The organism is Litchfieldia stipae (genome assembly GCF_014837155.1).
Taxonomy (GTDB): domain Bacteria; phylum Bacillota; class Bacilli; order Bacillales; family Bacillaceae_L; genus Litchfieldia.
In genome coordinates this window covers 317,057-338,155 of sequence record NZ_JACYHA010000004.1, presented here as the reverse complement: position 1 = coordinate 338,155, position 21,099 = coordinate 317,057, and the positions used below count along the sequence as shown (strand labels likewise).

Genomic DNA, 21,099 nt, shown 5'->3' with positions numbered 1-21,099 from the left:
AGGAAGTATGAATATGGACGCTAACAATGCGGCACCTTATATGAACAATTATGCAAATTCTGCACCTATCATGGGAGCTCACGATAACATGGCACCAGTAATGGGCGCTAATATGCCACCGCAGCCAACTTATACTGCACCTAGCTATGATCAAATGGCACCACAGCCAACCTACACTGCACCAATGTATGACCAAATGGCTCCTAGCTTCGGATATGCTGCACCAAGCTATGGTCACGCTTGTCCTGGACCTAGCAACAATTCATTTGTGTTAATTGTAGTCTTGTTTATCCTATTAATTATCATCGGTTCTTGCTACAATCCTAAGTGCTAGTGCCTTTTTAAGAAAAATATCTTCTTTACTATTGCCAATCAAAAACGCTTGGATCTGATATGATCCAAGCGATTCTTCATTTGCCTAATACCCCGATTGCCTTCCATAATTCCTCACAAGCATCCCGTTAGATTTCATCATCCCAAACCTCTCATAATAAGGAACTAACTCATCATCACAGCACAAATCGACCATGTAGATATCCTCAAGTTGCTTTAACATTCGCTCAACTAATTCCTTACCAATCCCTCTCCCCTTATACTCAGACAGAACTTCCAACAATGGAATATAAGCAGAGAGAACCCCATCACTTATCGCAGTAATAAATCCAACAACTTGATTCGTCTCATCATCTAACGCAATAACCACTTTACTGCTATTTTCTAACAATCTCAAATGCGTTTCCGGACTCGGTGGTTCCGGCCAACCCACGAAAAATCCATTCAACATCTCAGATGTAATATCATCAAGAGTATTTTTGTATATCATTTTATATCAACTCCATATTTATATTAGGCTGTTTTCGTAAACTTTGTTGCTATTAAACATATAAGAAAAAAACAAAGGAAAAAAATTACTTTTAATAGTATAATTATCATAATATTCGTTTAACCAACTTAATTAAATGTCAAAAAGAAATGAGGAAGAATAGAAATGTTATTACACACAGACATATTTGGCGAAGGAGAATCAATCATTTTTCTACATACAGGATTACAAACTGGTATGACTGATTTTGAAGAGCAAAGAGAATACTTCAAAGCGACACATAGAGTAATCTTGCCAGACTTAAGGGGGCATGGTAAATCTAAATCAAATGATGTTTCAAACTATTATTTGGACTCTGCTAGTGACTTATCAGAAACTTTAAATTATCTCGGGGTCCCATCCGCTCATATAGTAGGGTGTTCACTTGGTGCTCTTGTTGGATTGATTTTCGCCAAAAAATTTCCCGATAGGGTAAAAACATTGACTCTTTCAGGCATTTTGCCAGAAAAACCTTCTAATTGGTCAGAAATCCAAAGGATTGAATTCGAACGCTATACTTCGCTCCTTGAGAATAAGGAAATAGAAAGTTATTTCAATCAAGTTCATGGAGAAGGTTGGCAAGAACTTATTTACATGGCAAGAAAAGAGGATTCATATCCATTTGAAGAAACAGTTAATTTAGCAGATTTAAAGATGCCAGTTTTATTTGTAGTTGGAGAAGGGAACATAAACGAAACAAAAGGGGCTATTATTTATCCTCAAACTAATAAACTGATTCACGTCTCTATTATTCCTTTTGCTGCACATTTAGTCCATTCAGAACAGCCACAAATATACAATCTGATACTAAAAGATTTCTTGTCTAGGACCAGTAGTTAATATATGAGAAGTGAACCATTTGAAAGTCATATCATTGATATGGCTTTTTTGTGCAATCTAACACTATGTTTATACCTCTCGCAAATAATTTACGGTAATGTAATTCACCTTTTGACAAGCACTCAAAAGAAACCCCTTTACTCTTTCGTTTGTTGGTAACTTTTTATTCTGTTGTAAAAATTTGAACCAGTATAGGTAGTTGTCGAGATATTTAGTGGCTACTCCATTAAATCTATCCATCCAATTACCAAGGCGTTTATGAAAATTATTGACATGCTGAACATGGTATATGCCTTTTTTGACATACCCTTCTTTGCTAACGTTAATTGTTTCGTGCTTTAGACCTTTAACCAAAGCAAACTTTTTATAGTTTGTAGCTGTATCAGTACATAACAAAGCAGAGGGGTCTATATATTCCCCAATTACAGCATCTATTTCTTCTGCTCTTACACGACCACGACCAGCTTTTTGAACAACTACTTGACCGTTGCGGTCTTGTGCAACGACAACAGCAATTTTAAGACCACTAATACCTCTTTTTGGGTCTCTCCCACCACGTTCTTTGGGTTCTCTACCTTCAACCTTACGTCCCTTAAAAGACTCTTTGAAAAAGGTTTCATCACTTTCAACAATTCCCTTCAACCCTTGGAACCCTAACGAACGTAATGCAAATAAAACCTTGTGTCTCCAATAGAAACAAGTAGATATGTGAATTTTAAGTTCCTCAGCAATCTTGGGTAGGGTATAGCCCTCAACCATCATACGGAAGTATTTCGACCATTTCCCCAGATAACGTGAACCTGAAATAGGGGTATTGGTTAAGTCATTAAATGACTTATTGCAATCATGGCAGAAGTAACGCTGTCTCCCACGGTATTTACCATTACGCTTGACCTTAACACTTCCGCAATGAACACAACCGAGACCTTCGCTAAAACGTGTTTCTCTAATCGTAGTATATGTTTCTTCCATGCCATCTTCTTCGTTAGAGAAGAACTCTTCTTTTAAGCGATTAAATAGTGCAATTTGGTCTTTTTTCGGTAAATCCGTAAAGTCAGCATAAACATCTTCCAACATTCTAGACACCTCCCAAATCAGTATATTAGCACCTTTTAGGAGTATGGTTAAAATAGCAACAATCTATACGAAAAGAGCCTTATATTAAAATGGTAAGTAGTTGATATCGATCAATTGTAAAGTAACAAAATAGTGACCTCCAAACTGAATCTAATACACTAGGTATTCGACTTGAAATTTGGAAATCCTTTTATTTTCGTTTTAAACCACAGAGACTGTCCCACAAACCTACTTAACCGACCGTGCAATTTCAATCATTTCTTCTTTAGTGATTCGATGACTAGTCATTTCGATATAGGTACCATCCTGCTTCCAGCAAAGAATCCCACCTAATGGTTCATTCGCCCATTCTTGAAAATAGGCCGGTTGTTCATTAATAATAATACCATCCGTTCCCTTATAGGATTGAAATGGAGAGGCTGAACCTCTTTGATCCATCCCTAAAAACATGACTTCATCATTTTCATCCATATAGTGTAAACTAAAGCTTTGCACCACATTTGAATTTGGATAGGTTTTAATTTCTAAGGTCCAACTCTCTGGAATCCCTTCAGGAGCTAATACCTTAAAGGATACTTTCTCCTGAATCTCATCAATCGTCATACTATCATGATTATATTTTATTTCTCTCGCATGAATGTTCGCTGGGAAACAAATGACTAGCATAATAGCACTGATAAAATAAACCTTAAAAGCCATCTCAAAACCTCATTTCGATTGGAAATTTAAGAATAGTATATCCTTCCTTTTATACACTTATTAAAAGCGAATAGAAATCTATTTCATTGATTAAAATGATGCTATGATAATAACCATGGTGGTGCTAAAAATGAAGATTCCCGTTAGAGAACTCTACTATTTTGACGTCATTCAGAAATTGCCTTATCGAACAAAGACTATTTTAGGAGAATTGATTTTTCGAGGATCAAAGGATGGATTTATTGTTTTGAAAAAGAGGACAAGGGAGATTCAGCAATTAATCGAGTTAGGCTTAATAATAGATAACCCGATTTATCGTGGAAAAGGATTTAGTATATCGATCCTACCCATAGCCCCTCATCTTCACCGAGCTTATAAAAGGAAGTTCCAACGAGAAGGTGGAGTGGTGGTTGAGAAGGAGTCTGTTTGAAACACTTTAGACATTTATGTAGTTCTTATAAATAAAAACAAGCCTGTCCAAAGTAGCATGGGCAGGCCTTCCTATTATTTAAATGTAACATTTACCGTATAACCAATATTCTTAAAAAATTCCTTTAACACTTTTTCTGCATTTCTCTCAGCTGTATCTAGTAAACCAATAGATATCGCTTCTTTACGGATTTTTTCTTGTACCTCAGCGACCTTCTCTAAGCCCTCACCCATTTTAATATCAGCACGGAATAGCCCACCATGATCAACGGCATGTATTTTATCCATTTTTATTGAGGGGTCCTGGATGAGCTCTGCACGAGGAAGGGTAATATCAATTTCTTTTGTTTCTTCATTAATAACCATATCCTCAGAAGTAATTCCTTTCAAATCAACTCCAGCAATAACAGTCGCAGGTACAACTAATAATAGTTCTCGCTTTGTTCCTGGCAGATCAATCGAGATATCTTTCCCGAAAATCTTATTATCCTCTTCGTGTAGAACCTCTTTCATATGAGCTTCAACTGTGGCCAATGTGGCTAGCTCTTGAACTTGTTCGACAAACGTGACAGACTCTTGTTTGAAGGTACTGCCCGCAAATAGCCAAATTCCTCCTGAAGTTGCTACTAAACTAACAAGGATGGCCATGGCAAACATCATCTTCAATCTACCAGCTGCTTTAAAGAAAGACTTAACGATTCCTTTCGGTGGAGCCAAAGATTTTGAGTTATGATCTATCGCAATAGTTACAGCCGTTTGCTGTTGTACTTCGATTAATTCTTTTAATTGTCTTTCTAGCTGAGCAATTTTCTCGTCTTTTTCTTCTAAAATTTCTCTATTTGTATTCATTTTTTCACCTTTCATTTTAACCATTACATTGCTTATCCTATTAATCTACTAATTTGTTATGTGAGGAATTACTTAAATAATAGCACATCTATAGATATTTTTTACTAAAAAATAATATTGAGCCTAGGAACTCCTACCTCCTGTAGTTCATTATAACTGTTGGATTAAATAAATTGGAAAAGGGAAATCAGTTGATTTCCCTTTTTCTTTAATCCTTCTTAAAGTGATAAATCGCTTCTGAAATGATTTCAAGCTGGTTAACTATATTCGTTTTAGAATCAATAGTAGGGGCAACAATTTGGTCTGTAGGTAGATTAATTAGATGGATTAAGATTTGGCGGATTAATTTATCTCTTTTAATAGTGGGTTCAATTGTCATATGTAACAGAGTGGCATATTCTCTCATCTCGGATATCTTCATCATCTTTGTATCCCGAATAATTGCTTCAATTTTTTTAATCACTTTATATTTTTCTTCATCTTCCTTACGAACCTCTGATAATGCTTTTTTCAGATTCACCTGTTTTGTTGGCTTTTCTGGTTTGGATGACTCTGTTTGACTTATAGGTTGTTTGTCAGTAGTAGACTGATTAAGTTTATTTAATGCCAGTAAACAGTCCAACACCCCTTTATCGTCTGTAATTGAATCTTTAACACTATTAATCTCTTCAACTGTATATCTCTCATGAAGCAAAAGAATTTCAAGCAGTAACTGTTTTGTTTTCATACACCAATTCTCCTTGCAAAGGCTTCAGCAAAATCTGTAAATTCATCTTTGGTCCCACTCTTTGCATATTTTGTATTCAGAATGGAACTTACCTCTCTCACACTTCTTGAATAGGAATCACTGTGACTTATTTCTTCATCAAACACGAACAAATCATACTTCGCTGCTAGATCCTTTATTTCCCGCTTAGACTCTATTGATTCCCTTCCTGTTGTTACTACGTTAAATACAATACCTGCTACCTTTAAATCACTTCTGTCATACTCCATTTTAAATTCTTCAAGTGAACTCGATATGAGGGGGAGACCAATTGTAGATAGAAACTCTGGTTTCATTGGTACTAATACAAACTGACTAGCACGATAAGAAGCATCAGTAAACATCGACTCCGTTGGTGGACAATCAATAAGAATAAGGTCATATTGGTCTTTTACATATGAGAGGAAAACATCTAAGGCATGTTCTTTTCCACGTGGATTCTTTTGCATCTTAGAAAGCTTTAGGGAAGCTGGGATTAAATCAAGTGTTGTATCAAACTCTGACTGTACACGGTAAATAAACTTTTCCGGTGAATGAGTATCTGACGGCGGTGTCTTGACAGGTGTTGAATACACTTCAAACACATCTTTTGTGGTATACCTATTCTCATTTATGTAGTTCTTATACTTATCAGGTCCCATTAAATAATGACTAGCATTTGATTGTGGATCTAAATCAACTACAAGCACCCGCTTATCTTTTTGTGACCTCATGTACCATGCTAATTGTACTGTTAAGGTTGTCTTGCCGACTCCGCCTTTCATGTTGAAGACTGACACAGTAGTGGCCAAATGAATCCCCCCATTCATATATTCATCTAAGTTTATGTTGTAGATAATGGAAAATTCTTGAATGTAATAGTTGTGGTGGGTTTATGGTTTCAAAAAAAGGTAAATACGGCAAATTTTACGGTTGTACTAATTTCCCTAAATGTAAGAACACCATAAAAGCTGATAGCAATAGAAAAACGAGTTACTATTAAGTAGCTCGTTTCTTTGTTATTAATAAGCTTGAATTCCAAACTTCAATAGTTTCTTTGGCAAGATATCATCAAGGTTTTGTATATCACTATCTTCTACTTCAATTAAGTTAAAGCCATATTTTTCATAGATTGATAACTTGACCTTTTTTCTTTCGCGATATCTTTCATCATTCTCTAAACCCCAGTACTCTATGTATACTTTCCCTACTGGAAGATAAAAGTCACAGTAGACATCTTCTTCAATAGGTAACTTTCTCTCATAAGCATGAACAATTTCAGACATATATAACCAATTGTCTATTAGCATCTCAGCTCTTGAACGAACATAATGTCCATCTGCCGTTCTTAGCTTTGCCTCAAACTTCTCCCTGAAGCCTGTTTTTTCTTGAGTTTGTTCTGGCTTTTCCTCTGGTGTAGCTTCTCCCTGTACTTCTTTCATCGTTTCAATAATACGCTTATTAGTTAAAATAGCTTCATTCCAACACACAAAAGGAATACCCGTTTTATCATGTTCAAACTGCTTCCCACCAGCACTTTCTCCTAGCTTCGTGAGCACCCAGCCTTTTAAACTTTTTTGAATTAATCCAATTTCAGAAAGAATCGGGTTAATCCTAAATCTAGAAACACCAAAGTGAGTACTTAAGGCAGTAGCGGTTAATAAATTTTTATCTTCTTCAAGCTGTTTTAAGATACTATCAAACTTAAGGTTTTCATTCCAGGCAATATATTGTCCATGCTGGGGGTGTGTCTTCGTAATTCCCCCTTTAGCCTTTCCTTGCTCTGTTAGCGCCCATGTAGAATTTTCTTCTCTCCTAATTAATCCAGTACTCTCTAATAAACCAAATAGTTCCTTAGTAGGTATTTTCATTTCTTTGGAAAGTGCTGTCGTAGATAAAAACTTTGCCAAAATCCTTCATCCTTTCCCATTACACTGTAACTAACTGATCATACAAAATAATTTTACAGTATCTTACAAGACAAAGGAATACGAAAGTCGTAATTTCATATGAATGATTCCGTAACTTTTTACCTATGAAAAACCTAATCAAAAATTTTAACCCCTTGACTCCTTACATGATTAAAGAATTCCAAACCTTTTTACACGTTCACCTGCAACCTTAATACCTTGATAACTCGCTTGTCCTTGACCAAAGAAAGGAGTAGTTAAAAAGTACAAGTCTCTCATTTTAGAGATAGAAACCTTATATAGTACATATTCTTTACCTCGTGGGTCATTCCATTTTTCAACTACTTTGCTCGTAAAGTGGTTATTAAACTTTTTGGAAAATTTCCGATCATATGATACCAGTAATTTAACTTTTTGATTTTCTAACAGAGTTTTTTCAATGAGGTCGAATCTCTTAGAACCCACGTTCTTTATATACTCATTGCTTGTTGACCAAATGGAATTGTATACATCTATGGCTACATTTGACTTACGAGGTATTGGCAAAAACTCACATATAAAATGGTTGCTGTTTAATTTTCCTAGTTTCTTATCTTTAAATACATAAGATCTAATAGTTTCAGTTGTTGGTTCTATTCCTTCCAAAGTTAATAAAAAGGCAGCAATATAATTCCATACATTGGCCCCCTTAAAAGATTCTAAAGGAATACTATATAACTCCTCCCAAACATATTGAAAATCCATACTAGGTTTGAAAGTAGACCTTAACTTCAGACTATCCTCCAACGACTTTGTTTTTTGACGCCAGATTTCTGCTCCACCTTCCTCCATTCCCATGAACCATACAGGACCATTAATATTTCCATACCCTAACCAATTATAGAGACACATTTCTACTAATCTATTAAAATTCATGCGAACAAACCTCCACTTTTCTTTTTGTCACGTACTAGAAGACGAGCAATTTCTAGAATGGATTGCTTCTAAGCGTAATAACAAGCGTATATTAAAGCAATTGGAGATCGAAGAAGACGAATTGGAGGAACTTCGTATTGTCTAAATTGAAACGTTTGGCAACAAAAGAAGATGTGATTGTTGATATAGTAAATCCTCTAACAGACAAAGAAATTATTGACCGTCAAGAACAATACGACTTATTAGAACCTAAGAAGTTTGCAACTAGATATAACGATATGCTTTATAGACCTGTTTCATTTAACTGGATCGGAAAAACATTCACGATTCAGTACAACCACTGTAACGAACCTTTTTGTAAATGGCTTGGCGAAAACCAACACAAGTTTGAAGAGGTTAAAGGAAAGCCGAAGCGATATAAACTAGAAGGTAGTTCAAAAAGCAGAAGCAAAGTTATTCGTTGTAATCCAGATCCAATACACCCGACAAAAGGGAAGCCAACGCTTAATTGCAGTACCATTCCTCTTTCTAATTGGTCTATTGCAGAAGAAATTAAGCGATTAATACAAATCGAAACGGTACAAGATATTGAACCTGAATATGATTTTCATAGAGATAGTTGCCTGAATAATGGTATCACTCCTTTTGAAACCAAAAAGTTATTTTACAAGCAAGGAAAGAGTACCGCTGGTTCTCAAAGATGGCAATGTAAAACCTGTAAGAAAATCACTAATGTCCTTCCAACTAGAAAGCAATCGACAACCTACAACCAAAAGAGAAACGATGTCCTTCCGATGTTTGCTAAACTCCTCGTCAATAAAGTTCCTATCAATCGTGCTTGTGATATTTTAGAGATTGGTGCAGGAACCTATTATGACAAGTTAGAATGGTTGTATCGCAAATGTATTGAATTTCTTGACCGCCACGAAAGACCTGCATTTGAAAAGAAAGAATTCAAAGAGATTTGGCTTAATACAGACAAAATGCACTATTATCTCAATAATGTTCGTAAGAAAGGTCAAGGAGCAGAAAAATTTAGGGGATTGGAAGATTTGGTATTACCAACTTATATTGTCGTGACAGGTGACGTTCATTCACGCTATATTTTCCGTTCTGATATTGCCTATGACTGGGAGAAGTCATTTGATGAACTAAACATTGACACCAGACAATTCAAAGAGGATCATCTAAATGATTTTTGTAAGAAAAATGCCCGTTTAGATTTTCAACACTATCCGCAAGAACCATCTAAAAATGATATAGAAACAAAATTTGATTTCAACAAAGAAATGCGTGAAATCAAGAAAAGAAAGCAATATGTCAGTGGTTTGCACGTTAATTCAACTTATACCACTGTTGCCCATTATTGGCTTATTAAACGACTTGTGGGAGCTTCAGAATGGCGAATGATAAGTGATGATGACCGTTCCATTATGACCGCTTTCTATCGTGTTTTTGCGAAGGAAATCAAGCAATCTGACGCTCATCACTTTTTATGTTTAACAGACAGAAACAAAACGAAGAAAGATGCGTTAGAAGAATTCGATGATGCCAAGAAAGATTTATTAGATTGGGGGTTTCATAATGGTTACGATACGAAGAATATCGTGAAATTAGCAAAGTATCAGTTGACTGAACACTTTAATACTCATTCCTTCCATAAAACAATAACAACGCCAGGTTATTCGTATAATGAATGGGCGAATATTCCTATCGAACATCCACTTGCATCTAAAGACAAAGGGTTTCATAAAGTAGATTGCACAACCGACTTATCATCATATGAACCAAACGAGGTAGCAGAATTAATTATGAATGTGAATGATAATGCGATCAGTTCTTTCTTACAACAACTTCGTCGGAGGTTGAGCATCTTAGAAAGACCGATTGTGTCTGCTCGTAAAGATGGGAAAAGTTATATTTATGCGAACTTTAACCCTAAGTACGCTCAGATGGCAATTACGATTATGAGAACCTATTACAACTTTTGTTTGACCTATAATACAAAGCAAAGTGGAGAAACCGTTTCTAAAACCCCAGCTCAAAGACTAGGCATCACTGATAAAGAGTTCGATTGGAATGACATTATCTATTTAAGATAAACCAAGTACAAAATGCTTGGTTTATTTTTTTGAATTTTTCGAAGGTTTATGGGATTTTATGTTAAAATAATTGTATGAATGTTTGTTACAGCTTATTCAACTAACGAAGCAGGTTAGTGAAACTTTTTATGTCTGTATTCGCAACTATAAATAATAAGGGGGAGTAGTAGTTGAAAAAAATTGTAGGAATTACCATCACAACTATCATTGTGATTATTGGTGCTTTTTATCTATTAAATTCAAGAAGTAACACAACTTTTAATGAGGTTGTACTTGAAATGCCAGAAATAACATCTATCGAAATCATTAAGTCTTCCGCTGAAAAGGAAGTATTTATTGAAAATGAAAATGTTATTACGCAATTACTAAAACACTTCTCTGAGGCGGAATTAAAGGAAGATGAAGTGGGGTCAATTAACTTTGATGAATCCTACTGGCTAACTCTAAGAACAAATGGTGAGAGAAAATTGGGAATAACAGTTTACGACGAAAATTATTTAATGATATTCGATTATAGCACAAGTAATCAAACTAGTTACCGAATAATCAGTGGATTTGATTCGTCCAAAATAGAACAATATTTTGATTAAACGCTTAGTTTGTGAATGATTGTACTTAAAGGGAGCTTTAGTTGAAGAACAGGTCATTAGAATATAAAAACGCAGAGGAATGTTAAAACCTCTGCGTTTTCTTTTGTGATTTTGTTGTCTAAAATTATGTGATTTACACTGTTAATTCGTTTGTTATTTTGTGTTTTCTACTTCACAACAGAACTACTTACATTTAAATGAATGCTCCTTTTAACTAGTCTAATTCCCTTTCCTCTCAAAATGCCAATGCAGCCTATATTCACAAATTTCCTTAATCCACCCAAACAAGATTTCTTGTTCATCTGGATTCACGTCAATATTAAAGGAGAACTGATTATCTTCAAACTCCACAAGCCCCTTTGAACTTCCGCTCCATTTTATCATCGGCATTTTTACAATGAGCTTGCTTATCTTGTCCTCATCGTATTCCCAAAGACTCTTTGTTTCTTTATCGGAGAAATCGATACGTTTTCTGAACTCTTTTTCTGTTAAATATTGATGAAAGAACGGAGCAACTTCTTCTGGTGTAATTGGGTTATACCAATCTGCAGGTCCTCTAGTTAGCATCGCAAGTAAGACAACCATTTTATAACTTTTCGCCATCCCCGTTTTTTCAACTTCAATTAATAACTCCTCAAAACGGCGTAACACTACACTTTCCATTTCAGTTAACTCTTCCGCCCAATATAAAAACGAAATATACGATTTGAACTCCTGTTTATACTGAGTGGAATTTGACTCGCCTTTCAAATGTAATTCAAGATAGGTTGGACGTCTCCCTAACTCTAACTTCAAATAAAGATAATCCTGATGAAGCTTTTCTTTACGGGGCTGTTTTTTTCTAGCCAACTCTTTCAGGAGGTTAATGACATTGACCTCAAGTTTCACAGAACAGATCTCAGGGACACTCGGTGTAATATTCTTCTTCGTTCCTTCTCCACCAGCTGCATCGAATAAGGAAAGCTTAATATCCGCATTACGATAATTACCGATTAAATCAATAATTACACAACTCTCTTTATTCTCATTCAATCGCAGTCCTCTCCCAACCTGCTGGGTGAACACCGTTAATGATTCCGTCGGTCGAACAAATAGAAGGGTATCAATAACTGGGATATCTACTCCTTCATTAAATAAATCCACTGTAAAAATCGCATCAAGCTCTCTATCCTCAATCATTTCAATTGCTCGTTTGCGGCTGATGGATTGTTGCTTTGAATGCAAGCTAACTGTTCGATAGCCACTTTTATTAAAATGGGCCGAAAGAAAATCAGCTTGTTTAATAGAGGAACAAAAAACAATCGTTCTTGTTTGCTTATATTTATTCCATGCTGCAAGAATCTTATCTGCCATTTCATCACGAAGCTGAACCTTTTGCAATTCTTCCTCTGAATACCTATTCCCTAACCAGGTTATTTGCGAGTAATCCGTATCATCATACACCCCATAATACTGAAATGGAGCTAACCAACTGCGTTGAATCGCCTCTAGAAAATCTATACGATACGCGACATTCCCATCACATAACGCATAGACATCCTTGTTATCATTACGATCTGGAGTAGCTGTGATACCTAGAAGAAACTTCGGCTGAAAGTACTCTAACACACGCTGATATGAATCCGCAGCCGCATGGTGAAACTCATCAACTATGATTAAATCAAAATCTTCTCGATCAAACACCTCTAAATGCTGCTTCATGCTTAATGTATAAATCGAGGCAAACACGCCATCAGCCTGTCCATCCTTTTGCTTGCCATTATAAATCCCATACGTTCTATCAGGCATAATCTTCTGAAATGATCTTAGCGCTTGATGAAGGATTTCCTCACGATGAGCAATAAACAAAATCCGTGAAAACCTCTCTGCAAAGAACCCCGCTAAATATGTCTTCCCTAGTCCAGTCGCCATCACTACCAATGCACTTGTGTAATCCTCTTCAAACGTTTTCTCCAATTCATTCAATGCATCGATTTGAGCAAAACGAGGCTGGATTGTACCATAAGGGGCCTGATCTTCTTTTATAAGATCAACCCCGTCAATAGGTTGATCTTCAGTTGATAGCATGAGTTCAATTTCTTCTTGCTCCGTCCATTTATTCACTAGATTCGGGTACTTCTGATGGTACCTTTCATATTCTTTTTCATATAATTTGATTGTTTCATCATTTACTGAAATCGTCTGATCATGGTAAAACAACTTCGTGAACTGATCCAACGCTTCCAGATATCCCTCTTTCGAAGTTGACTCTCCAACTAACAGATTCCATTCCACTCCAGTCGTCATAGCAGACCTCGATAGATTCGATGAACCGACAACTAACATTCCATCCTGACCATCTTGAAAGATATACGCCTTTGGATGAAAGGATACGCCATTACTCCTCCATAACCGCACTTCAATATTGTTATGAATACTCGCCAATTCTTTCAATGCATCTGGTTGAGTCACAAATAAATAATCTCCCGTACAAATCTTAATATCTGCCCCTCTCTCAGCTGCTTCCCGAAGAGATTCACGTAACAAATGAGCACCTGACTTCATAGCAAAGGAAGTAAGGATAAAAATCGTGTTGGATTGATTAATCTGCTCAAGCAAATGTCCCCGAAGATTAGATGTAACAAGCCTTACCTCACTCATCTTCAACCTCAATCAAGAAAATCTTCTCATTAAATCCGCCTCTACTCTCAGCCTTCTCCTTACGAATTCTCTCTACCTCATCAATCGAAGAACCATGCCCTTCAGCTAAAGCATGAAGAATCTCCAGCACATCAGCAAGCTCCTCAAGAGCACTATCTCTATCAGTCGTGTTCATGTATTCCTCTAACTCTTCGTATGTTTTCTTTCTTAACTCTTCCATGTACTCATCATTTGATAGAATTCTTGTCGTGAATGTCTTTCCCGTTTTTCCAATGATTTCTGGGATTCGGTCGCGTACTAGTTTATTGTATGTTGGCATATGTACCTCTCCTTGTTATCTTCCTTATGTTTCCATTATAGCTAGAAAGAGACTCGAATGAAAATAGAGAATTTAGATAACTCTTTGTGATGATCACTGAATACCTAATTAACTAAAAATAATGATATGATAATAAAAAGAAGCTTTAGGAGGATTACCTTGAAAAAACTAGTAAAAGTTGTAGCTGCAATCGTAGAAAATGACCAAAATGAAATACTATGCGCACTAAGATCACCAAAAATGTCCATACCAAACATGTGGGAATTCCCAGGTGGAAAAGTTGAAAAAGATGAAGATATTTATTCTGCTTTAAAAAGAGAAATACAAGAAGAATTAAATTGTACAGTTGAAACAATTGATTTATTTCATGATAATACCCACGAATACGATACTTTTATCATTAATATTCTTTGCATTACATGTAAAATCACTGATGGTATACCTGTACCAAATGAACATTCGAAGCTAATTTGGCTAAAAAGAGAAAACCTTGAATCACTTAAATGGGCACCGGCCGATATTCCTGCTGTTGAAAAACTTGTTTATGAAAAATAGTCCTCTCATTATCGAGAAGACTATTTTCCTATTCTTTCGTTAGATAATTAAACAGCTTTGTCTCAATTGAATGCTCTAACACCAATTCAAGAGTAACTACAGGAAGCTCTTTACCATTTTCATTGTACATAACTGTTTGTTCAGCGGTTTCCTTTTTAGGATATGCCTCACCTAAGTAATAAAAGTCCGTTCCCTCAGCATCATCTTTCTTCACGAAAATATGTATATCAAAGCCTCTTTCATCAGCAAAGATGATCTTTTTTACTTCTTCTGATTCTAGAGTTCGATTACTCTTTGTAAAATACTTAATTAATGTTGGATTTAAGAACTCATCTCCATACTTTACACTTGAATCAATATCTTCGTCTTTGTGGTACGTAATGAAGATTGGGCATGTCCCATGCTTAGGCTTGTAGCCATACATAGTAGAACTTTCATCATTTTCCCAATTCAATAACTTACATGCATCCTTTCGAGAGTACTTCTGATACAATGTCAATGGATGTTCACAGGTGTAGTTTGAAGCTTTTTCTTTTGCAGAATGAAGAAGATCCTCAATAAGGAATCGGAAATAATCATTATCCAAACTTTGAATGATCGATTCATTAAATCTAAACACACCATTTTCAATAGTCGCAACAGGACGTTCCCCGTACTTCTTTTTATATCCTTGTGTAAAAAAGTCAAGACTATAAATTCTGATTACAGAGTTCAATGTTTCTTCATCTATGTAACATCCTATAGACTCTAGTTCATTTCGATAATCGTTTATTATAATTTCATCTCTTTGAAGTAAAAACTCTAGTAATACAATTTCATGTTTTCTTTTTCCATTAAGAACCTCTAATGAAAGAAATGTTAGAACCTGATTTTCATATGTTGAAATGCTTGGCACTTCTTCTTTTATCCTTAATAAAAATTGATAGTAATTAGAGTGCTCTTCAACTATAACAACCGGATCGATTGAGTTATGTTTTAAGAAATCAGCTAGATATGGGACTCGACCAATTCTATTTTTCAACTCTAAATACGCATCTCTCAACACTTTTAAAGAAGTTAGCTTGCTGTCATTTATTGCTTTAAAGACTTGCTTAGCTGCAATTTCCTCAAAATTAATTGTTGAAACACCCTTTATATAACTAGTGTCCTTCATACTTCGACGAACATTATCCTTATTCTGTGATTTATCTCCTGATAATGCAACAGGAATTAAATAGTTGTTACGATAGTTTCCTATGAAATCAATAATCGTTACAAACTGCTTCGAATCATGCTTTCGTAAACCTCGTCCTAATTGTTGAATGAAAATAATACTTGATTGAGTCTGTCTAAGCATGACCACCTGATTAACACTGGGAATGTCGATCCCTTCATTAAAAATATCAACCGTTATAATGTAGTCTAGCATTCCTGACTCTAACCGATTTACTTGACGAATTCGTTCATCTTGAGAATCGTCTCCAGTTAATGCAACGGTACGAAATCCTTTTTCATTCAAGGCTTGTGATAGCTTTTTTGCTTCTTCTTTTCCACTACAGAACATTAACCCTTTAACACTTGAACCTGAATGTCCATAATAATGAACCTTCTCAATGATATGATTCACTCTTTCCTCAGTTATAAGCTTTGATAATGTCATCGTATCATCAATCAACTCACCATTATATTCAAAATCTGTGACTCCAAAATAATGGAACGGACAAAGCATGTCCTCTTCAAGTGCCTCCTGAAGGCGTATTTCATAGGCAATGTTATAATCAAACAGCTCATAAATATTGAAATTATCTGTCCGCTCAGGTGTGGCAGTCATCCCCATTAAAAATTTCGGCTGAAAGTAATCAATCACTCTCAAATAAGAATCCGCACCAGCTCGATGAACCTCATCAATGAGCACATAGTCAAATTCAGTGGGGTCAAATTGATGTAACACACTTTCTTTTGAAATTGTTTGGATCGTTGCAAATAAGTACCTTACATCCGATTGCTTAGATGTTCCAGATAATATTCCGAAGTCCTTACTTAGACCACCTAATATTCTTTGAAAATCTGATTTGGCTTTTTGCAAAATTTGCTCTCTATGGACAATAAAGAGCATTCGCTTTGGAGCAAATCGACGAACATCAAATGCAGACAAGTATGTTTTTCCAGTCCCTGTTGCCGAAATTACTAGACCTTTATTGTTATTTTCCCGTACCATTTGAATGCTTTTCAATGCAGCTTCCTGCATTTTATTCGGGTTAATTTCTAATGCATCTTTTAGCGTGTTGAGCCGATACTCATCAGGAATTTCAATTACTTTTTCTAGATCAGGTATATACTCTCGTTCTATATAAGCCTGTTCGTATTGGTCAATCCATTCAGTAGTTAACTGTATCGAATTATCCCAAACATCCTCAAATTGTTGAATAAAATGATGAATAATTTCACCATTCTCATGAGAAGTTAGCTTCACATTCCATTCATAGTTTACCTTCAATGCATGAGCAGTTAAATTAGAACTCCCCACGATTAGAGAATAATGTAAATCATGCTGAAAGATATATCCCTTAGAATGAAATCCTTTCAAATCAGTTAGTCTTACCTCTACATTCGTAATCTTCTGAAGTTCTCGGAACACCTTTGGCTGATTAAATTGAAGAAATGTAGATGTCAGTATCCTCCCTTTAATCCCCTTTAGCTTCAAATCCCACAAATGAGATTTTAACGTAGCTAACCCGCTTTCAGTTATAAAAGCAACCGAAAAGAAGAAATCCTGACAGTTATTTAGTTCCTCAGTAAGAGACGTTAAGACGTTCTCACTCTTTTCTAAGTTATTAACAAGTAGCTTTGGTTTAAAAGTATCCGCTTTATTATGGAACTTATCAATAAATCCCTTGTATAAAGACTCTTTCAAGTTTTCTACGAAGTTTGCCATAATTACTCCAATCTCTTACAAATGTTCTAATATTTTCAACTTTTTTATTATACTTCAATTAGTTAAGAATTAATTAGGTAAATTGTAAGTTTGAATTATAGTATCTTTATCTAAGTGTATAACCAACCCCAAAAACAGCTTGAAGCTATTTTGAAATAAATCGAGATTATTCAATAGAAAATCAATAATACTAACCTTAATGGCTTTCACATATAGTATCATCAATTATTTTTGTTTATAGATAAAGCGAATTTATAAAACTACGAAAAAAATTGATTGGCATATGCTAATAAGTCTTCCTTTATGTCGTTAAAATTTTGTTGTAAATCAAGAGACACAACAAAAATTTGATTACCTTTAATGCGATAAGTATGGTTAGGTTGATTTAATGCGGTTGTTTTCGCATAAAGTAACATGCCTGCAACCGTTTCATCCGGCTCTTTTTTCCAATTATTTATATATGTAAATATTTGATAAAGGTTCCCGGATTTTTGTTTTGCAGCTCCGCCTTCAAACCTTGCTACCATATTCTCAGTATAAAATTTTCCATCCACAATCAATGTTTTTTTATTTTTTCGAAGTACAAGATCAGTTTGCATAATTGGTAATGCATCTGTGAACGCATCATCAACACTCCACTGAATTTGAGGACGAGATACATTGTATTTCGTTTCACGTTTAAAAAATGCATAAATGAACTTTTCATATAAAGACGATAATCTTTGTTCGTCGTGAACCTCTTTCATCATTTGAGATGAAGAGCTTTCATCAAATAATAACTGCTCATAGAGATATCTACAAACATCTACAATAAATTGATAGCGAATGTTTTGGCGGTTATATCTAACCTTTTTCCATAACTTCAAATCTAGCTCTACATCCGATACCTCTGTAAAATAAGGCAACAAACCGTAAAAAAATCTACGTTTTTTTTGATTTATCATATTTGAGCGAGATAGATAAACGAGTGTCGCTTTAATAATTTGATTTAACAATATATTTTCAGAGAACTCATCATAAACCACTGCAACTTTTTTATTTACCAGCGCATTTTTCTTTATCGTAGAATTGATGTCAATTTTCCCCTTAATAACATTGGAAGTCTCTTCAACACTTATATATTCTTTACTTAATCCTCCGCGAACCAAAACAGGTATACCCAACGATAAAATTTCTGAGTAAAGCTCTATGACGTGCTCAAACTTTTCTGTTCCGATTTGTTTATAATCGGAAATATGTAACGTTTGATATGCATAGGAAAGCATATAGTATATATTACGAATTGGAATATGATTATTTCTCTCCATCGTAACAACCTCTTAGTCGGTCAGCCCAATCGTTTGCCTTCTGTTCATCATCAAACCAATATTCGAATAACTGTGGAATAATTTCATATTCGATTACTTCCTCTACTCGATTTGCAGTAGATACTTTATAAGCATCACCTACAAAGTAGCTATGTCCAATTTGGAAGCCTGTACCTAGCTCTTCAACAATTTGATTATTTAAGCTTTTAATCTCATCAATAATACGATTTAAAGAATCTGGATTATCTAATTCGTTTACATATGACTTAAATGTCTCATTTTCGAACGCTGGTTTAACTTCAAAGAACGAAAATCTTCTTCTAAGTGCGTAATCTAATAATGCTAAGCTTCTATCTGCAGTATTCATCATTCCAATGATGTATAAATTCGATGGCACAGAAAACTTATCATTAGAATAAAGAAGATTGATTTTCTCTCCTCGCTTATCCGCTTCGATCAGCATCATTAATTCCCCAAATATTTTACTCATATTCCCGCGATTAATTTCATCAATAATAAAGAAGTAGTCTCGTTCTAGGTCTCGTTCTGCCTTTCTAGCAAACTTCACAAACGGACCTTGTTTCAGCTCAAACCCATCTCCTTCAGCTTTTGGACGGAACCCTTCAATGAAGTCCTCATAACTATAGCTTTGGTGGAACTGAACCATATGGATACGCGTTTCATCCTTTTCTTCCATCATTACATACGCTAACCGCTTGGCAATAAACGTTTTACCTACTCCCGGTGCACCTTTCAAAATAAGGTTCTTCTTATTTTCAAGTAGAGAAATTTGACGCACAAGCTCCTTCTTCTCAATAAAAACATCCTTAAGAAAATCCTCCAATGTAAAGGATTCATTTTCTTGTACAGTAGGCTTAGATTCAATAAAACGAATGTAGTAGTCAATTGAACTTCCCGATACGCCTTTATATTTTTTGTAGGATTCATCTGATAAAACAGCATCTTTCAACTGCTTTAGTTGCTCAATATCTGTTTCACCAAAAATTGGAGTATCAAAATGGTGCTCTATATCCTTTAATGCACTTACTTTTTGCGTAACAGTTTTATCATTCAAGCTAGCACCTGTTTCAGTAACTTGCTTGGATAACCAATTTCGAAATTCATTTACTTCAGCAATTTTTGGTTCAATAAAATCTTCATTCATTACTTGATCAATTTCTCGAATAAGAGTTGGATAAGGATTTAGACATGTTAACGTTTTTTGAGCAAAAGTCTGATGTAATTCCCACTTACCAACTTGAACCCATTCTACTTTTCTTCTATGTTTATACTCTGATGCTTCATCATCGAAATAATAATCTCCCGTAACAACTCCGCGTGCGAGGATTTTTTTAATTCCTTCTTTCACATATACAACGTCGCCTGTTTGAATTTCACGATAGAAATCCCACACAGCCTTTGTATCATTAACAGGGCGCACACCATCAGCTCTTTGCTCAGCTATTTTTCGTTCAATAGCTTCCTTTGAATCATAGTTATTTAAATCCCCTAAATAGTCCCAACCAAGTGCAATCATATTTTCTGAGTGGAACTGATCCCATAACCTCGAATATTCACCTGGTGAAATTACCCAATAATTAATGCTGTTATCAATTTCATCTTCTTGATTCGCAATTTTCTTCTCTTTTTTAGGGTAAGTTAAACTAGCATTTTCATCATAATATAGAAAAATTAAATATGATCGCATTAAAACGCCCCAGTCAGGTATCCCACCTAAATTATCAGGCTTACTTCTTACGCCACGATTAAATTCATCTTCCGCATATTTTTTTCTAAATTGAATTCTCGTCGTACCAAACTTTTTCGGATATCGAGGTGTGCTTTTACCAGTTACTAATCTCTCAATATCCTCATCACTTTGTTCCGTCATTTTTTGATAGATATTTTTAAATTCCGAATATGATTGATAATCAAAGAAATTTTCCTTATAGCCACTACCTAATCCAAACTTTTCTAACAGATGACCAAGTTTTTCAAGATATGGCGCGTACCACATACCTGTTTTTTCACCTAAATTTTCCGTAACCCAAGCTTTATATTTTTCTTTTTGATTATTTACAACATCATTCATAGCGTACCTCCAAAAAAGTGATTATTGCCATAAATTATAACACTGTACTACATTAAAAATGCATTTACTTCCATTTTTGTTCTCTAGCATATACTAGATGTAACTATGCTCGGAACAAAAAAATGAGGTTAGATCTACCAGTGAAGTATCGCTTTACTTCACTGGTGGATCTGACCCAAAACAAAATCGGCCTAAGCCCTATGGAATATAGAGCTAAAGCCGATTAGGTCATTTTTTATTATTTGCATCTACCT

At 35.1% G+C, this 21,099-nt stretch carries 20 protein-coding genes; 7 read left to right on the top strand and 13 right to left on the bottom strand.

Features of this window, described 5'->3' with window-relative positions:
• Positions 1-13 precede the first annotated feature (13 nt).
• On the top strand, positions 14-334 hold the full coding sequence (locus F7888_RS22905; RefSeq protein WP_318246243.1) for a YjcZ family sporulation protein: 321 nt from the start codon (positions 14-16) through the stop codon (positions 332-334).
• An 84-nt stretch (positions 335-418) separates the two neighbouring features.
• Here the strand turns inward: F7888_RS22905 and F7888_RS07490 are convergent, their stop codons facing one another.
• Positions 419-823: a GNAT family N-acetyltransferase gene (locus F7888_RS07490; protein WP_191778536.1), complete on the bottom strand. Its 405-nt coding sequence runs from the start codon at positions 821-823 to the stop codon at positions 419-421.
• Positions 824-988: 165 nt separating this feature from the next.
• Between F7888_RS07490 and F7888_RS07485 the strand changes: the two genes are divergently transcribed.
• Positions 989-1,702 carry an alpha/beta fold hydrolase gene (locus F7888_RS07485; protein ID WP_191778535.1) on the top strand — a complete coding sequence of 238 codons (714 nt, stop codon included), beginning with the start codon at positions 989-991 and terminating at the stop codon, positions 1,700-1,702.
• 69 nt (positions 1,703-1,771) lie between these two features.
• Here F7888_RS07485 and F7888_RS07480 read toward each other — a convergent pair whose 3' ends face one another.
• Complete coding sequence (locus F7888_RS07480) at positions 1,772-2,779, bottom strand: IS1595 family transposase (protein WP_191778534.1); 1,008 nt, start codon at positions 2,777-2,779, stop codon at positions 1,772-1,774.
• Between the two features lie 228 nt (positions 2,780-3,007).
• Complete coding sequence (locus F7888_RS07475) at positions 3,008-3,478, bottom strand: DUF4367 domain-containing protein (RefSeq protein ID WP_191778533.1); 471 nt, start codon at positions 3,476-3,478, stop codon at positions 3,008-3,010.
• Between the two features lie 130 nt (positions 3,479-3,608).
• Between F7888_RS07475 and F7888_RS07470 the strand changes: the two genes are divergently transcribed.
• Positions 3,609-3,908 (top strand): hypothetical protein, encoded by a 300-nt coding sequence (locus F7888_RS07470; RefSeq protein ID WP_191778532.1) that lies wholly within the window; start codon positions 3,609-3,611, stop codon positions 3,906-3,908.
• Positions 3,909-3,982: 74 nt separating this feature from the next.
• Here F7888_RS07470 and F7888_RS07465 read toward each other — a convergent pair whose 3' ends face one another.
• From F7888_RS07465 to F7888_RS07455, 3 genes are all read right to left on the bottom strand, one after another.
• Complete coding sequence (locus F7888_RS07465) at positions 3,983-4,780, bottom strand: DUF4230 domain-containing protein (RefSeq protein ID WP_225228648.1); 798 nt, start codon at positions 4,778-4,780, stop codon at positions 3,983-3,985.
• Positions 4,781-4,964: 184 nt separating this feature from the next.
• The gene (locus tag F7888_RS07460; RefSeq protein WP_191778531.1) at positions 4,965-5,483 is read right to left on the bottom strand and encodes a hypothetical protein; all 519 of its coding nucleotides are present in this window, start codon (positions 5,481-5,483) and stop codon (positions 4,965-4,967) included.
• Complete coding sequence (locus tag F7888_RS07455) at positions 5,480-6,313, bottom strand: ParA family protein (protein WP_191778530.1); 834 nt, start codon at positions 6,311-6,313, stop codon at positions 5,480-5,482. Before F7888_RS07455 ends, F7888_RS07460 begins: the two co-directional genes overlap by 4 nt.
• A 53-nt stretch (positions 6,314-6,366) precedes the next feature.
• Here F7888_RS07455 and F7888_RS07450 point away from each other — a divergent pair, with 53 nt between their 5' ends.
• Entirely contained in the window at positions 6,367-6,504 is a 138-nt protein-coding gene (locus F7888_RS07450; RefSeq protein ID WP_318246248.1) for a topoisomerase DNA-binding C4 zinc finger domain-containing protein, read from the top strand.
• A 19-nt stretch (positions 6,505-6,523) separates the two neighbouring features.
• Here the strand turns inward: F7888_RS07450 and F7888_RS07445 are convergent, their stop codons facing one another.
• Positions 6,524-7,411, bottom strand: a complete 888-nt coding sequence (locus F7888_RS07445; RefSeq protein ID WP_225228647.1) for a glycerol kinase — start codon at positions 7,409-7,411, stop codon at positions 6,524-6,526.
• A gap of 171 nt (positions 7,412-7,582) precedes the next feature.
• The gene (locus F7888_RS07440; protein WP_225228646.1) at positions 7,583-8,326 is read right to left on the bottom strand and encodes a hypothetical protein; all 744 of its coding nucleotides are present in this window, start codon (positions 8,324-8,326) and stop codon (positions 7,583-7,585) included.
• A 137-nt stretch (positions 8,327-8,463) separates the two neighbouring features.
• Between F7888_RS07440 and F7888_RS07435 the strand changes: the two genes are divergently transcribed.
• Both F7888_RS07435 and F7888_RS07430 read left to right on the top strand, forming a co-directional pair.
• Positions 8,464-10,428, top strand: a complete 1,965-nt coding sequence (locus F7888_RS07435) for an insertion element protein (RefSeq protein WP_191778528.1) — start codon at positions 8,464-8,466, stop codon at positions 10,426-10,428.
• 170 nt (positions 10,429-10,598) lie between these two features.
• Complete coding sequence (locus F7888_RS07430; protein ID WP_191778527.1) at positions 10,599-11,018, top strand: DUF5301 domain-containing protein; 420 nt, start codon at positions 10,599-10,601, stop codon at positions 11,016-11,018.
• A 219-nt stretch (positions 11,019-11,237) separates the two neighbouring features.
• Here F7888_RS07430 and F7888_RS07425 read toward each other — a convergent pair whose 3' ends face one another.
• Positions 11,238-13,658, bottom strand: coding sequence for a DEAD/DEAH box helicase family protein (locus tag F7888_RS07425; RefSeq protein ID WP_191778526.1), 2,421 nt, complete (start codon positions 13,656-13,658; stop codon positions 11,238-11,240).
• Positions 13,651-13,977: a nucleoside triphosphate pyrophosphohydrolase gene (locus F7888_RS07420; RefSeq protein ID WP_191778525.1), complete on the bottom strand. Its 327-nt coding sequence runs from the start codon at positions 13,975-13,977 to the stop codon at positions 13,651-13,653. The genes F7888_RS07425 and F7888_RS07420 overlap by 8 nt, the downstream gene beginning before the upstream one ends.
• Positions 13,978-14,136: 159 nt before the next feature.
• On the opposite strand from F7888_RS07420, the gene F7888_RS07415 reads away from it, so the two are divergent.
• On the top strand, positions 14,137-14,532 hold the full coding sequence (locus F7888_RS07415; protein ID WP_191778524.1) for a (deoxy)nucleoside triphosphate pyrophosphohydrolase: 396 nt from the start codon (positions 14,137-14,139) through the stop codon (positions 14,530-14,532).
• 28 nt (positions 14,533-14,560) lie between these two features.
• Here the strand turns inward: F7888_RS07415 and F7888_RS07410 are convergent, their stop codons facing one another.
• The 3 genes from F7888_RS07410 to F7888_RS07400 all read right to left on the bottom strand — a co-directional run bounded on the left by F7888_RS07410 (position 14,561) and on the right by F7888_RS07400 (position 20,845).
• Complete coding sequence (locus F7888_RS07410; RefSeq protein WP_191778523.1) at positions 14,561-17,446, bottom strand: DUF3427 domain-containing protein; 2,886 nt, start codon at positions 17,444-17,446, stop codon at positions 14,561-14,563.
• 260 nt (positions 17,447-17,706) lie between these two features.
• Positions 17,707-18,753 carry a 5-methylcytosine restriction system specificity protein McrC gene (locus tag F7888_RS07405; RefSeq protein WP_191778522.1) on the bottom strand — a complete coding sequence of 349 codons (1,047 nt, stop codon included), beginning with the start codon at positions 18,751-18,753 and terminating at the stop codon, positions 17,707-17,709.
• On the bottom strand, positions 18,740-20,845 hold the full coding sequence (locus F7888_RS07400) for an AAA family ATPase (protein ID WP_191778521.1): 2,106 nt from the start codon (positions 20,843-20,845) through the stop codon (positions 18,740-18,742). The genes F7888_RS07405 and F7888_RS07400 overlap by 14 nt, the downstream gene beginning before the upstream one ends.
• Positions 20,846-21,099: the final 254 nt, after the last annotated feature.